At 43.0% G+C, this 15,029-nt stretch carries 15 protein-coding genes; 1 reads left to right on the top strand and 14 read right to left on the bottom strand.

What is annotated here, in order from left to right; translation table 11 throughout:
• Positions 1–146: 146 nt before the first annotated feature.
• From FCL46_RS10170 to FCL46_RS10125, 10 genes are all read right to left on the bottom strand, one after another.
• Complete coding sequence (locus FCL46_RS10170) at positions 147–794, bottom strand: precorrin-8X methylmutase (RefSeq protein WP_136806368.1); 648 nt, start codon at positions 792–794, stop codon at positions 147–149.
• 12 nt (positions 795–806) lie between these two features.
• Positions 807–2,144 (bottom strand): cobyrinic acid a,c-diamide synthase CobB, encoded by a 1,338-nt coding sequence (locus FCL46_RS10165; RefSeq protein ID WP_136806367.1) that lies wholly within the window; start codon positions 2,142–2,144, stop codon positions 807–809.
• Positions 2,145–3,140 (bottom strand): adenosylcobinamide-phosphate synthase CbiB, encoded by a 996-nt coding sequence (gene cbiB / locus FCL46_RS10160; protein ID WP_136806366.1) that lies wholly within the window; start codon positions 3,138–3,140, stop codon positions 2,145–2,147.
• Between the two features lie 30 nt (positions 3,141–3,170).
• A complete protein-coding gene (locus FCL46_RS10155; protein ID WP_136806365.1) occupies positions 3,171–5,756 on the bottom strand; it encodes a cobyric acid synthase in 2,586 nt (861 codons plus the stop codon).
• A gap of 73 nt (positions 5,757–5,829) precedes the next feature.
• On the bottom strand, positions 5,830–6,624 hold the full coding sequence (gene cobS, locus FCL46_RS10150) for an adenosylcobinamide-GDP ribazoletransferase (protein WP_136806364.1): 795 nt from the start codon (positions 6,622–6,624) through the stop codon (positions 5,830–5,832).
• Between the two features lie 11 nt (positions 6,625–6,635).
• Positions 6,636–7,703 carry a nicotinate-nucleotide--dimethylbenzimidazole phosphoribosyltransferase gene (cobT, locus tag FCL46_RS10145; protein WP_136806363.1) on the bottom strand — a complete coding sequence of 356 codons (1,068 nt, stop codon included), beginning with the start codon at positions 7,701–7,703 and terminating at the stop codon, positions 6,636–6,638.
• Positions 7,704–7,727: 24 nt separating this feature from the next.
• Positions 7,728–8,282, bottom strand: a complete 555-nt coding sequence (cobU, locus tag FCL46_RS10140) for a bifunctional adenosylcobinamide kinase/adenosylcobinamide-phosphate guanylyltransferase (RefSeq protein WP_136806362.1) — start codon at positions 8,280–8,282, stop codon at positions 7,728–7,730.
• A gap of 3 nt (positions 8,283–8,285) precedes the next feature.
• On the bottom strand, positions 8,286–8,867 hold the full coding sequence (locus FCL46_RS10135; RefSeq protein ID WP_136806361.1) for a histidine phosphatase family protein: 582 nt from the start codon (positions 8,865–8,867) through the stop codon (positions 8,286–8,288).
• Positions 8,868–8,870: 3 nt separating this feature from the next.
• On the bottom strand, positions 8,871–9,626 hold the full coding sequence (cobJ, locus tag FCL46_RS10130; protein ID WP_136806360.1) for a precorrin-3B C(17)-methyltransferase: 756 nt from the start codon (positions 9,624–9,626) through the stop codon (positions 8,871–8,873).
• Complete coding sequence (locus tag FCL46_RS10125; protein ID WP_136806359.1) at positions 9,617–10,609, bottom strand: cobalt-precorrin 5A hydrolase; 993 nt, start codon at positions 10,607–10,609, stop codon at positions 9,617–9,619. Before FCL46_RS10125 ends, cobJ begins: the two co-directional genes overlap by 10 nt.
• A gap of 316 nt (positions 10,610–10,925) precedes the next feature.
• On the opposite strand from FCL46_RS10125, the gene FCL46_RS10120 reads away from it, so the two are divergent.
• Positions 10,926–11,117, top strand: a complete 192-nt coding sequence (locus FCL46_RS10120) for a hypothetical protein (protein WP_136806358.1) — start codon at positions 10,926–10,928, stop codon at positions 11,115–11,117.
• Positions 11,118–11,225: 108 nt separating this feature from the next.
• Here FCL46_RS10120 and FCL46_RS10115 read toward each other — a convergent pair whose 3' ends face one another.
• From FCL46_RS10115 to FCL46_RS10100, 4 genes are all read right to left on the bottom strand, one after another.
• A complete protein-coding gene (locus FCL46_RS10115) occupies positions 11,226–11,990 on the bottom strand; it encodes a tetratricopeptide repeat protein (protein WP_136806357.1) in 765 nt (254 codons plus the stop codon).
• A 37-nt stretch (positions 11,991–12,027) separates the two neighbouring features.
• Entirely contained in the window at positions 12,028–13,788 is a 1,761-nt protein-coding gene (locus FCL46_RS10110) for a YcaO-like family protein (protein ID WP_136806356.1), read from the bottom strand.
• 233 nt (positions 13,789–14,021) lie between these two features.
• Positions 14,022–14,519 (bottom strand): tRNA (adenosine(37)-N6)-threonylcarbamoyltransferase complex ATPase subunit type 1 TsaE, encoded by a 498-nt coding sequence (gene tsaE / locus FCL46_RS10105; RefSeq protein WP_136806355.1) that lies wholly within the window; start codon positions 14,517–14,519, stop codon positions 14,022–14,024.
• A 248-nt stretch (positions 14,520–14,767) separates the two neighbouring features.
• Positions 14,768–14,983, bottom strand: coding sequence for a cold-shock protein (locus FCL46_RS10100; protein WP_136806354.1), 216 nt, complete (start codon positions 14,981–14,983; stop codon positions 14,768–14,770).
• Positions 14,984–15,029: the final 46 nt, after the last annotated feature.

Genomic DNA, 15,029 nt, shown 5'->3' with positions numbered 1-15,029 from the left:
GGATGTTATCGAATCGAACACAGGTAGCACCCTACGACGTAAAAGTCAAGTTTTGTAACAAATTGATAACGTGGACTCTTTAGCACATATTTGCTTCTGTGCCTGAACTGGAAAAAGACGAATTTGAAAGCATTGTAAAAATGGTATTACTCAGCTTTTGCCAGCCTCAAGAGCGCATTTGAAATTGCAGCCGCTATAGGGCTCCCACCTCTTCTGCCGGTAATGGTGATTGCAGGAACATTCTGCAATTTTAAAAGTTCTTTTGACTCAGCCGCATTCACAAAACCAACAGGCACTCCAACTATCACCGCGGGTGCCATTTCACCCCTCTCCATAAGGCGAATAATTGAAATTAATGCAGTTGGTGCGTTGCCGATTGCGGCAATAGCAATATTTTTATCGGAATACCGTCTCATCGCTGCATCAGAACGTGTAATCCCCAAGTTTTTTGCTAACTCAGCTGTTTCTAGCTCGCTAACACCACAATACACCTGGCCGCCAAACGTCTTGAGTATGTTTGAACTTACACCACTTGCAACCATATTCACATCGGTCAGGATATTTCCACCCGCCTTAATTGCTGCTATTGCGACAGCTATAGGATCATTTTGAAAAACGATGTGTTCAGCGATTGTGAAATCACCAGTAGCATGAATTACACGTTGAAGTACTTTAAATTCTACTGCCGTATAATCAGAAATCTGTTTACCCGTCTGTTCAGTAAATTCTGATTCAATTATTCGAAAGCTCTCAGCTTCAATTTCTGCCGGATGAATCTCTTGTAGCTTTATCATGATTATTACCTGTTATTTCTTTGCAAGGAGGGAATGTAATCTGTGTATATTTTCAACTGATTGAGAAAAATGCAGATGGACATAACTTCCAAAGGAATTACCCATTAGACAGCCTTCACTTCTACCGTCATCAAAATCATATAAAAATTCAATATCGCTATGTCTTTCAACAATATCCGAATAATGGAATTCATGACCGTAGACGAACTGACCAGACTCTCCAAGACCACAGTCTTTCTTGATTTCCATTTTTCGATATCCGAGCTTACTTAAACGTGGTTTCATTTTCACGGAAACTTGAAAAATGCCGCTCATGGGATGGGTGACACCATCAATATCAGTCAACTGACGGGTCATATACATAAACCCTCCGCATTCACCATAGATAAACCCATCACTCTGTGCCCATTGCAGGATGGATTCACGCATTGCCGAGTTAGCACTCAATGCTCTCGCATACAGCTCAGGATAACCCCCCCCAAGGTAGATGCCCTGGATATTATCCGGTAGTCTACTGTCATGCAGTGGACTGAAAGGCACTATTTCAAACCCGTTGGAGCGGAGGATTTCAAAATTTTCTTCATAATAAAAACAAAACGCTTCATCTCTTGCCACAGCAAGCCGTATATCCTGCGTTACTGGCTGAGCCTGATCCGGTTTGTTGTGTTTAAATTGCTGCTGAGATATCTGTAACAACTGGTCAATATCAATATGTTGTTCAACTGATTCCGCAAGTTTTTCAAGATGAGTCGAACTGTAGTCCTGCTCATGCCCCATATGTAAACCTAAATGCCTTGAAGGCATTTCAAAATCAATATCTCTAGGGAAAAATCCTAAAATTTTCGACGAACAGGAACCAGTCACCGCATCTTCAATAAGTTGCCTGTGCCTTTCCGAACCCACCCTGTTGAAAATAACACCACAGATTCTTGTGTGAGGATTGTATACTTCAAATCCTTTAAGCACAGCAGCCACACTCTCCGCAGCAGATCGAACATCAATAATTAGCAGCACAGGGATGTCTAATAATTCGGCGAGAGAAGCAGAGCTGAACGAACCTCCATCAAAAAGTCCCATGACGCCTTCCACAATAACGGCATCAGATTCCTGACCATATCTCGCATAGGATTTCAGGCATCCATCCCGGCCCATCATATGCAGATCGAGATTAATAGAGTGACGGTTTACAACCTGTTCATGCAAACTGGGATCTATAAAATCCGGCCCGCATTTAAATGGCTGAACATCAATGCCTCTTCTAGCCATTGCTGCAAGTATGCCAAGAGTCAATAACGTTTTACCCGAACCACTCTTTGTTGCAGCTATTAAAAACTCGGACCTGTATTTCATTTAAACACCTACTATTAAAAGCCTGATTGCAAGTAAAATTACGGCAAACAACCCTGATGCTACGAACATCAATCTATTGGTTCTTCGAATATCTTCAGGTTCAAGTTCACGATGAGCATCACCCATAGTAGGCTTTTCTACAATTTTGCCAAAGTAACTTGAATTGCCACCCAATTGAACACTGAGTGCTCCTGCCACGGCAGCCTCAGGATGCGCTGCGTTTGGGCTTGCATGGCACAAACGATCTCTAATGAAAATTTTTGCAGCACTACGTGCATCCAGACGCAATATCCATGCTGCAGCAATAAGAAATAATCCACTAAGACGAGCCGGAAGGAGATTGACAAGATCATCAATTTTGGCTGCAAATCTGCCAAAATAAAGATACTGCTCATTCTTATAGCCATACATCGAATCCATGGTGTTAATGGCCTTGTAACCATATACACCAAGCACAGCCATAGAGACAGGAGCCAGTAATTCTCCGGCAGGAACCATGCTCAGAAGCACAGCAAAAAATATCGGTGCAGTGACACCGTCCACCAGGTTTTCGGCAATAGTTTCTACACATGCCCTGCATATTCCATTGGCGTTCAGTGATGAAGTATCCCTGCCAACAATTTTTGCAATCTCACGTCGTGCTGCTTCAATTCCGGCTCCGTTTTGTAATGCTTCAAAAACCGCCATGCTGTGTTTACTCAAATCACGGCAGGCAATACTGGTATACAGTAAAATGACAGCAACTACAGCCTCAGCAACCGGTGATATCACATGGAGAAGGGCAAGCAGAATATACAGGAACAAAATTGTCGTAGTCAGAACACCTAGAAACGAAACTGCTCCAGCCGTAAGTGCGTTATTAAATATTTTCCTGCTATTTCTCTCAAAAAAAGTACACAACCACCCTATAAATCGCACAGGATGAGGTAAAGATCGAGGATCACCCAAAAGTGCATCAAGTATCAGAGCGGACGCAAACTGAAAAGTAAAAATCATGATATTAAAAATAAAATGTTTAGATCTGCATTACAGCTTCAGTAATCTGTAAATATTATCCATATCCAGATTGTTCCGCACAATATCAGCCACCCGATCAAAAGATGCTTCCAGATCATACGGAGCTAGAATTGTACTGATTCTTGTAAAGCCTTTTTTCTCTCGGAGATTATCGATAAACCATCTCCTGAATGAGTCACTATCAAAAATACCATGAAGATAGCTACCCCATACAGACTGATTACTTGATACAGAACCGCAGTACACATCATCACCCAAGGTAAGAGCGGGCTTAAGAGTTGATGCAGAAATGCCATGGTGAATCTCATACCCGTATATATCATGACCTGAAAGGATATGTTTACCGATACGCCGTGTAAGCTGCTTCTCAGCTTTTAGTTCTGTAGTGATATCAATCAAGCCCATTGCATCAATCTTCAGTAAAGATGATTCTATACCTAGAGGATCTTCAATGGATCTTCCCAGAACCTGATAACCACCACAAATACCAACTATCTCACACCCTTCATCCGCCTTTTTCTTAAGTGCCTGCTCAAAGCCGCGGGTCTGCAGGAAACGCAGGTCTCCTATGACATTTTTTGAACCAGGTAATATTATTGCGTCAGGATTGCCAAGATCTTCTATTGAGTCAACAACTCTCAGGTTACAATCAGGCTCATTGAGAAACGGTTCAACATCTGTAAAATTTGAAATATGTGGAAAATTGAGCAGAACAATATCTACACTCTGGGCTTCAGAAGACGTACGATTATATATGCCTGCTTTAAAAGACACTGAATCTTCTTCAGGTAATCCAAGGTCTGTTACATAAGGAACAACTCCAAAAGTGTTCTTACCCGTGTGTTCATACAAGAATGTATGAGCACTCTCAAGAAGGGATGCATCTCCTCTAAAACGATTAACAACAAAGCCTGCGATGAGTTCTCGCTCCCAGGCAGACAGCACCTCCATTGTACCGACAAACGAGGCATAGACACCACCCCGATCAATATCACCAACAAGCAGCACCGGAGATTCTGCATATCGTGCCATCTTCATATTGACGATATCTTCGGCTTTCAGGTTCACCTCGCCCGGGGAGCCGGCTCCTTCTAAAACAATAGCCTGATACTCTGAGGCCAGACTATCATAGCAGTTTTTCACAGCCTCCCAGGCTTTAGGCTTATATCTGCCATAATCGAGTACCGACATATTCCCTACCGGTTTTCCTTTAACGATAATCTGGCTGCCGGTATCTGAATTTGGCTTAAGCAGAATGGGGTTCATCCGTATATCAGGATCAAGTTTCGCCGCCTGAGCCTGGACCACCTGTGCACGCCCCATCTCCTCGCCATTTCGTGTGACATAGGAATTGAGCGACATATTCTGCGCTTTAAATGGCGCGACATTAACGCCATCCTGCAATAATATCCGGCATAAAGCTGCTGTTAATACTGACTTTCCAGCATTCGATGATGTCCCCTGGAACATTATTGCCGGAGTCTTACTTACATAATGTTTCTTGGTGATTGACGATTTTGGACCATAAACAGCGTGGAGACCAGCAAGGAGTTTCTCATTTTCATTGCTATTTCTAACAGCTATTCTGAAATAGGTCTCATCAAGCCCTTCGTAGTTATCACAACACCTGATAAGTATCCCGTAGTGTAAAAGTTTTTCTGCCAGTTGAGGTGCAGTTGTCCCGTCTGTTATTCGAATAAGCAGGTAATTGGCATAAGCGGGATATACTTTCAGGTTCTGAAACCCACTAAGTCCCTGACGCAGTTCTTTACGTAAAACGTCTACAGCGATCCGGCTTTTGTCATGATAATCGCTATCCTGCAAGCACCGGATACCAAATGCTTGAGACAGGCAGTTCAGCGTCCAGGGTGGCAGATTATCCCGTACTTTTTGAGATATTTTTTCTGGAAAGACACCAAAGCCTAATCGTAAACCTGGAATCCCGAAAAACTTAGTCATTGAGTTGAGCGTCAGGACATTATCTGCTTTTCCACCAACACAATTTTCTTCAGAAATAAAGTCGAGAAATGCTTCATCTACCAGGAATGTAGAATCCGGAAAGTCGGTCGCCAATGATAAAATCGCAGCTGGAGATACAATAGCACCGGTTGGATTGTTTGGTGACGCGAAGATGATCAAATCACCCTTCTGAATATGTTTAGCAACCTCAAGTGGCTTGAGACAAAAGTCGTCACTTTCTTTTAGGGCGATTGTCGTAACAGGTATTCCTGCAAGTTTAACAGCCTTGATGTAGTCAATGTATGAGGGGACCGGTACCAGAGCACGCTTACAGTCAAGAATCCGTGGTAACAGATATAATAAATCTGTAGAACCGTTTGCAGGCACGACACACTTTTCATCAACATCATAATGTTTAGCTATTACAGTAACAAGCTGCCGGTAATCAGGGTCAGGATAGTGAAGAACTTTGTCCAGTTCACGACTTACCATCGACCGTAACCATTCAGGCGGACCGAGCGGGTTGATATTTGCACTGAAATCTATAATATCGCCATAGTTCAGACCGGCTTCTTCAAGCACAGTATGAATATTACCTCCATGGCCTGTTCGGTTTCTTCCCGGTATAATCGTCATTAACATTCCACCTTCAGGTTAGGATGCTGAGTCCTAAGCAACTAATTTATGGTATAGACCGTGAAGACCTGTATTAAATAATCCCCATCGGAATAGTCAAACTTATCGCAACAACCGTTTCAGTCAGTTCACAAACAGCTCCGAGCGTGTCGCCTGTTACACCGCCTATCTTTGTTTTACAAAACAAACCAAAGCAGAATACCGTCAGGCAGAGAGCAAAGACAATATAGACTGTCGTTAATAGTGATGTTGTAACCAAGCAAATTACTACAAGAAAGGTGCAACCGATACTCGCAGCCAACCGGGAACGATTTGAATAAAAAAGCCCCCCGATTCCCCCTTCTGCCCGTGCATACGGATACATTGCCATTGTCAGGAGAATTGCACACCTGCCGCATAAAGGAAGTATTAAGACTGCCAATGGCAGCATTCCGGTCGAAATAGAACTAAGTGCTGCAAACTTGCCTAAAAGAACAAAAACGAGGAGCACAACACCCATTGCCCCTATTCTGCTGTCTTTCATTATTTCAAGACTACGTTCTTTGGGGCGTGCGCTAAAAAGCCCATCCCCACTATCAGCAAGTCCATCAAGATGTAAAAAACCGGAAATAGAAGAAAGATAAATAATGAGGAGTACAGATGAGACCGCTCCTGAAAATAGAACAACGGCTATTTTGCCCAGTAAAAAAGCACCACATCCGATGAGTACACCGATAACCGGAAAAAAGTAGATGCATTTCTGAAACAATTCACCGTCACTCTCAGCCCTCCAACTAACAGGAATGACAGTTAGAAATCTGAGAGCGGTAAGAAGCGGTATAATGATATCTGTCCGAGAAGCTTTTGCCTGCCGGGTGGTCTCAACCATAAATTACCCGGTTATTTATCTGCACAGGCTACTGCAGCTTCTTCAAAAGTAAGAACCTCTGTCAGTATAGCGACAGCACCTTCGACAAGATTCATTGCCATTGCTGCGCCGGTTCCTTCCCCTAATCTGAAGTTGAGATCCAGCAAGGGCTTTTTACAACCCAACAGTTCCTGCATATATTTATGCCCAGGCTCAACCGATCGATGAGAACAAATCAGGTAATCGCGCACGAACGGTTCTATCTTATAGGCCAGTAAAGCTCCAGCTGTTGAAATAAACCCATCAATAATAACTGGTTTTCTGTTAGCCGCAGCTCCAAGTATTAGACCGGCAATTCCTCCGATTTCAAAACCACCGACTTTAGCAAGGATATCCAAACCATTTCGTGGATCAGGTGCGTTCACTTCAAGGCACCTTTTAATCACTTCTATTTTATGCAAAAGTTGATCATCATCCAGACCAGTTCCACGGCCTGTAAGTTCTTCAATCTCTTTTCCGGTGCAAACTGCAGCGATAGCAGTAGAGGGTGTTGTATTACCAATACCCATGTCACCTGTGCCGAAAATATCGTATTTCTGAGAGAGTTCGTTGGCGACCTCAATCCCTGCTTCGACAGCTTTTCTGGCCATCGCATCGCTCATCGCAGGACCGACAGCTATATTGTTGGTTCCGAAACCCACTTTTTTATCGATTATTTTTCCTTGCGCTGCTATGTCGCTCAAGTCTGAAGCGACACCCATATCAACAACAAAGACATCGGCTCCGGCTTGGCGTGACAACGCATTAATTCCAGCTCCACCACGAACAAAATTGTGAACCATCTGCGGCGTTACTTCACTGGGAAACTTGCTGACATTTTCTGCAACAACTCCATGATCACCAGCCATAGTCACAATAGCTTTCTTTTTAATATCAGGCTTTATGGTACCCATCATCCCGGCAAGTTCAATTCCGAGATCCATCAGATCACCAAGTGCCCAATAGGGTATAGCTAACTGGTCCAGTCGCTCTTTAGCCTTGTCCCGTGCCTCGGAATTTTGTGGATAAATTCGTTCTTTTGTCGTCTCAAGCAAACCCATACTCAAATACCCTGGTGATGTTTATTATTGATTACTCAACGATTTCAGTGACAGCGGTATGCCACAAGAGACCAGTATAACCTCGTCTGCTTTTTTGGCAAGATAACGGTTACAACTGCCAACAAGGTCTCGATATTTTCGGGCCAGTGCATTATCAGGCACAATTCCCATTCCAACCTCGTTCGTTACACATACTACTGTACCATCGTATTTTTCTATGCTTTCAAGAAGTCGTTGTGTCCGTTCCCGCATTTCTTTCTCGTCGAACGTTGTATGCATTTTTTCTGCCTCATACATGAGGTTATTCACCCATAATGTGAGACAGTCAATGAGCACAACATCATGCTTGCCGCAAGAGTTGATCAGCAACTCTTCTATGGCTGTTTCCTCTTCGACGGAATTCCATCCTCTTCCTACCCGCTCATCCTTGTGTGCCTGAATTCTACTATCCATTTCCGGATCTATAACAGGGCAGGTTGCAACAAAACATCTACTGTCAGAAATGGATTCAGCTCTTTCAAGTGCGTAACTGCTCTTTCCTGAACGTGCTCCACCTGTTACAAGAATACATTTGGCCATCGTCTATTTCCCTGCATTAAGTGAAGTTAACACAGCCCCTTCACTATAGAGTTCCAAAGATGAAAAACATCCTGCTTCAACATTAAACAGCAGATATTTATCAGGAGATAACCCTAAATAGAGGCAGATAAGGTTCCGAATTACGCCCCCGTGGGCGACAACGAGAATATTCTTTTCTTCACATGCATCAATAATGGCTTTAAATGACTCAATCCGAGCCAGGAAATCACCAATATTTTCTCCATGTGGAAAAGTAAAATCTTTTGACCAGTTCGACCACTCAGCAACCTTTTCAGGCCAGCCTGTATTTATCTCATCAAATGACAACTCTTCCCATTCTCCGAAATCTATTTCCCTTATCTCGTTACAGAGCGTTAAATCCATACCGAGTTGCATACGTTCTGCAGATTGTCGGCAACGCAATTTAGGGCTGCAGAAAACTGTTGATATAGCTTTCTGACTGAGGCTCAGTCGTGTTTTTTCAAGCTGGTCAAAGCCTGATTCAGCAACAGGGAGGTCGGTCGAGCCGACAAATTTACCGTTAGCCTCAGTTCTGCCATGGCGGAGAAGATATAAAGTCTTCACAGCTTACCCCTGTGCAGCAAGTGTATATTTATCTTTATACCCTCGAGGGGTGATCATCTTTCCACGCCAGGTAAACGTTGTTGAATTGCCAATCAACACACATGACTGCATATTGATTTCTTCCTGGAGCATTGAATCTAATGTTGTAACGATAATACTTTCGTTTTCACGTGTTGCAGCGGTTACAATTCCAACCGGCGTATCTGCACCCCTGAATTCTAAGATGATTTCTCTTGCCCTCTCAATGTGTGATGCGCGACGTTTTGATTTTGGATTGTAAAGCGCTATGACAAAATCGGCGGAAGCTGCAGCTTTAAGACGTTTTTCGATAACATCCCATGGAGTAAGAAGATCAGAAAGGCTGATCGCAACAAAATCGTGCATCAGTGGAGCACCAAGCCTTGCAGCGCAGCTATTAATCGCGGCAAGGCCTGGAATAACATTAATCTCAACATTACTGTCACGAGCCACTGCTATTTCATAGATCAAACCTGCCATAGCATAAATACCGGGGTCACCACCAGAGATCATTGCAACCGAAGCACCCGCCTCCGCTTCCTCAAAAGCAGTAGTGCACCGCTGCACTTCCTGCATCATTTTGGAAGAAATTACTCTCTTACCTTCCAGATACGGTTCAATCAGGTCAAGATACGTGGCATAACCAATAATAATTTCGGAATTCTTAATACATTCAAGTGCTTCAGGCGTTATGTTCCCAGTGCTTCCCGGGCCTGTACCAACTACATTTATTATTCCCATATGTTTTTTTTCCTTTCAGCAACAGCAAGAGTTACATCTTTCCACTTCATCTTTCGGATAATCAATTCAACCTTTGAGCCATCTTCACCCGCTGCCAGAATTGCTGTAGGCTCAGCAACTCCCTGGGCACCGACAGCCTTCATAGCAGCTGCCGAAAAACTCACATTATCAACAGAATTGATTTCATCTTTTGTAAAAAATCGTGGTGCGAATTTGTGCTTCTCTGCAAATTGCAATATGCCTTTTTCATCGTTTTTAGCATCTATACTTGCAAGTCCGGCAAAAGCACGAGGATCTATTCTGTGCAAGGTACAAAGATCTAAAAATGCAGTCTCAATATCCTCAACCGATGTGCCTCTGTTACACCCCACTCCAAGAAACAGGATTTCTGGTATACAACAGAGAGCAGATGATGTCATGTCATTATTGTAGGTTATGACTATATCGGCCTCAGTCAGCGTGCTGCATATAGAGAAGTCATCGGGTATCTTTTCAGGGAGCTGATTACAGTACACTCCCGGTGTTAACCCATTGACCTGTCGGGTTGAAAGCTGTGTCAGTTTTGCGCGATCAGCAACAACAAGATTGTTTCTTTTAGCCCATAGATCTATTGCTGTTTTCCCTAAAACATCGCTTGCTGTCGTTATCACAGGTATGCCGCCTGTTATCCGGGCAACCTTTACCGCAAGCTCGTTTCCACCTCCCAGATGCCCTGAAAGCAGACTAATGACATACCGCCCTTTCTGGTCGAGGACAACTACACATGGGTCCAGGGTCTTATCTTTTATCAGGGGCGCTATTGAGCGTACAACTATCCCAGTTGCCATAATGGCAATTATCCCGTCATATTTATCCCACGCGTATGCAAAACGATCTGCAACTTTCATCTCGTTATCAAAGAACATGCAATCGTCCAAAGATGATGAGATTGCCTTAGCTAATAACTTTCCTTCAGCGGTAACAAACAAGACACATGTGTTCATAGCGCAACTCACTGTTTGTATCTTAAAAAACAATAGAACGTTCGCGGCTGATTACCCCCAACACGTAAAAAAGGATAAATATCATAACTCAGCACCAGTTAAAAGCTTTAGTTCAAAATAGGTTAGGTAAACTCGAAAAGCATGTAACTAAAAGCTGAACTTTTTTCACTTAACACTTCTCAGATCAGAACTCGAAACTACATGTGGTTACACAATTGTTGAAGCTATGGATGGGTTGTTTTGCATCTCACATTCTGACCCGTAGACATCTTACATGAGCTTTATATTGAATTTATTCAGATAAGGAGGTTAGACAATGATCGCATTTACAAAAACTATTCGTTCAGAGAATCATGCAATTGCTGCATTTTTGCATGAATTCAAAATCGGTTACCTTAAATGGTTGAGAATCGCAGATGCCATAAAGGGACTGAATAAAGCAGATCATTCTTCTCGGGTTGTGTGGAGTTCAACCGCCTATGGGGGGGGATCAAACGATTTTGAGTGATTAGCGAAAACCAGGAAAAGTCGCAACCGTTAAAACAATCCGAAGGGTTAGTTTTCCAGCCTCCCGACTGACGGACATGTACTTTAGGCAGAATTTAGTAATCCCCACCTAACGTGATCTTGCAGGTCTCTTTGTTTCGTTATAGAACTCATTTGCCTTTTCCTGCGCGGCAATCAACTGTTTGTCAGATAACACAGTCTCGAGGAATTGCCGAGCCTGTTCGGCCTGCGAGTTACCACCGGTTGAGGCAACACTAAACCACGCGTAAGCATCCACCAGACTGGCATCATCAAATCCACTTCCGGTGTACAACATTATACCAACATTATACTGAGCCAGGTTCAGCCCACCACGTGCCGCCTTAAGAAATAAATCATACGCTCGTTTATAGTCCTGCGCTACCCCGTTCCCAACAAAATACATATAGGCCAACTCGTTAAGTGCTTCTACATCACCCTGGTCGGCTGCAAGATTAAACCAGCGCCTGGCCTCCCGATAATTTTTCGGTACTCCCCTGCCCAGTAAAAATGATTCACCAAGAATCTTTTGTGACTCAACAGTGCTCTTGCCATTTTTAGCAGCCTTATAAATCAACTCAAAGGCTTTGAGATAATTTACCTGTGTACCAAGACCTTTAAAATACATCCCCCCAGCTATGTACTGAGCCTCAGGGTCGCCTGCTTCAGCAGCTTTCAGGTACAATGAGAGGGCCCTTTTGTAATCCTGAACAACTCCTCTGCCATAATAATAATTACTGGCACTAATTTTAAGAGCTTCATTGGTAACTGCATGTGAAAAGGAAGGAGTGCCAAGAGCAAGGCAGAGGACTACTACAGGGATGTATATGAGTTTGAATACGCCTGTAGTAGTCATAGGCTAAAGAGCTATAGCTTCTGGTAGATACGTTCTATTAATTGCTGCTATCCTGTTTGCTCATGAGAATAGCCAGCTCATTGCGGGCAAAATCAAGGGATGAGTCAAGAGTTAGGGCAACGGTGAAATATTCGATCGCTTCCTGCTCTTTACCCATTCTGCTGTAGTTAACCCCAAGATTAGCATAATCAATCCCTGAAGCCGGATTAAGATCAACAGCGCGTTTGAAATGGAAAATCGCTGTTTCATGATCCTGCTTTTTAAAATAGCATACTCCAAGCATATTGTGAATGTCGGGCCGTTCTTCATCTTCAAGAATACCCTTTTGAAGCACTTCAATAGCTTTTTCGAACTGCTCCATTTCTTTAAGGCAAAAGCCCTTATAAGATAGAATATAGGGCAGATCTTCAGCCTCAGGGTTTAACTCAAGAGCACGATCAAAATGTGCTATAGCAGCTTCCGGAAAGCCCATATTTACCATGTTCTTGCCACGGTAAAATTCGAGGTAATATGCTTCCGGGAGAATTGACTCCATCTGAAGTAATTTCTTCTCAAGAAGCTCACTGTCTTCTACAAGTTCCATAAGGAGTTTAGCAGAAAATAGTCCGACATCCTGAATCATCGATCTCTCACGAAAATGCGCACCGGGAACTATGGTATACAAAGCAGGAATATCGAGTTGATCGTGGGTTACATCTATCATGAACACCTGCATATTCTTTTTTGCAAGTGCGTCGAAACAGTTTTCAAGTTCTACCTTAATGTTATCATCGGACAGGTCGACCATCTTCTTAATAGCGGTGCACTTTGAAGATTCTGCGACGTAGGTAACCTCCTCCATAGACAACGGTTTTGGCAAACCGGAGGCAACATAATTAGATCCGCTGTTAAAATCACCTGCAAGCTGTGCTATTTCAGTAATAGCACGAATAAGTGCCTTTTCAGGGTGTGGTGTAGTACCGGCAGTATAAACGATCTCAGACATGCCAGGGAATGTTGAACGGTCTATAGCCAAGGCACCTACAGTACAAATGCCGGTATCGAGACTGAAATCGTTAAGATACATTTCGATTCCATTTTTCTCGAACTTGTCCAGCAACTCTCTGGCAACCGGATCTTTGACGGATGCAGGATCAATTAATGGAGTTTCTAACTTCTGGTGGTTAATCACTGAACAGACGTGCCTTTCAACGATTTCACAAACCCCCTGCAATGCAGCTTCCTCATAGGTGTTCCCGGCTGATGGACCATTAAATTCGTTTATAGCAAAAAACCATGAGAAAGGAATGAGCACATTCTCACCGGTAGTTACGTGGGTAGCCCATGCCCACTGCATCGGAATATCTTCAAGCAACTGCTCAAGAATTTCCGGAGTAGAAGTCATGTCATGAACAGATTCAAGCAGGAGGTTGATATCCATCACAGGATAACCCGCATGTATCATCTGCTGATAATCGCCGGTTATAAAATTAGACGGATTACTTTTGAACGAAAAAAAGGAAAAACGCTCAGCCAACTCCATACATGCAGAAGCTTCAGCCTGTATCGGTGACGCTCCTTTACCCATCTGTTTTTTGGTGCCGGTCAATGCACAGGCGTCTTCACCGCAAATGCTGAAATACACAGGAATATCAAGACGACCATTATCTATTCTATTGACTTCATTAAGAATTTTAACATCAAGATTCTCAACCTGCTTGTAAAACTTTTTCAGTGTGTCTTCAGGAGTTATTGCCTTATCCTGATCTCTGGTAAAAGTCTTGAAGCAATCATTAAATACTATGTTTTTTTTCTTCATTTCTGTTTCAAACCTTAATCAATTTTCAAATCTATAGAATATGGAAATTCCTGTACACACTGCACAAGCGCAGCAGATTACCACAGCGTAGCACTTCCTTCACCGTTTTACCTGATCAATATTTTACGAGCAGCATTCAAAGAAGCCAAATTTCCTGTGATATTCAGCAGCTATAACAGGTGTTTTTTCCGCTATGACCAGAGAGTCGCGAGCCATGACAGTACACGTGTAATTTACTCTGTTTTTTCCAACCTTAATCCGGCCTGTGAAGCAATCACTTCGAGTTTTTTGTGCCACTGACTATCTGAAAAACTCAACGTGAGCTTTCGCTTCATTTCTGTAACAACAGCCAGATTAATTTTCAGGCTAGTATCAGGCAATAACTCCATTGCCCGTTCAGACCATTCAATAACGGTGATTCCTGAAAGGTAAAAATATTCATCAAAGCCAAGATCCTCAACTTCTGTATAGTCCCCAAGCCTATAGAAATCCATGTGATATAATGGCAGGCGACCTGGATACTCATGAAATATCGCAAAGGACGGGCTAGTCACATAGTACTCACCTGGAACCTCAAGTCCAACAGCTATCGCCTGAGTGAGGGTAGTTTTTCCCGCACCAAGATCACCATCAAGACAAAGTACATCACCTGGCGAAGCAAGTTTGCCAATGGCAATTCCAAATCGTTCAGTTTCCTCTAGATTAGAGAGGTCAATGATATATACTTCCATAGTGGGATAATTCAAAAGTAAGTGATTCTAAAATCAGACAAATACGTATTCACCTGTTATTTTCCGGCCTGTGAACATACCTAATATGGCATTTTATAGCGATTATTTTTTTCCAGACTAGTTATTGCAGTCACTCAGTTACATTAGGAAAAAAGCGGATATTATTTTGTAAATTACTACCTACACAAAAAAAGCCCTGTCAACCGTAAGACGATTAACAGGGCTTGTAAGTTGTTGGCAGAAATATTTCAATCTAGCTTCAAGACTTTTTCAGCCTGTAACCCTTTGTCGGTTTTGGCTACAGAAAACTCTACCGGCTCCCCCTCTTCGAGGCTACGAAATCCATCCCCATCAATGGCGCTATAATGTACAAAAACATCACCCTGCCCGTCGGGTCTTTCAAGAAATCCATACCCCTTACTGGCATTAAACCACTTAACCTTACCTTTCACACGATCTGACATCCGACAATCCTCCAGTTATTGATACGACGTCCCAGCACGCCGCAGA

The sequence above is a fragment of the Desulfosediminicola flagellatus genome (assembly GCF_005116655.2).
Classification (GTDB): domain Bacteria; phylum Desulfobacterota; class Desulfobulbia; order Desulfobulbales; family Desulfocapsaceae; genus Desulfopila; species Desulfopila flagellata.
This window is presented reverse-complemented; position numbering and strand designations above follow the sequence as displayed.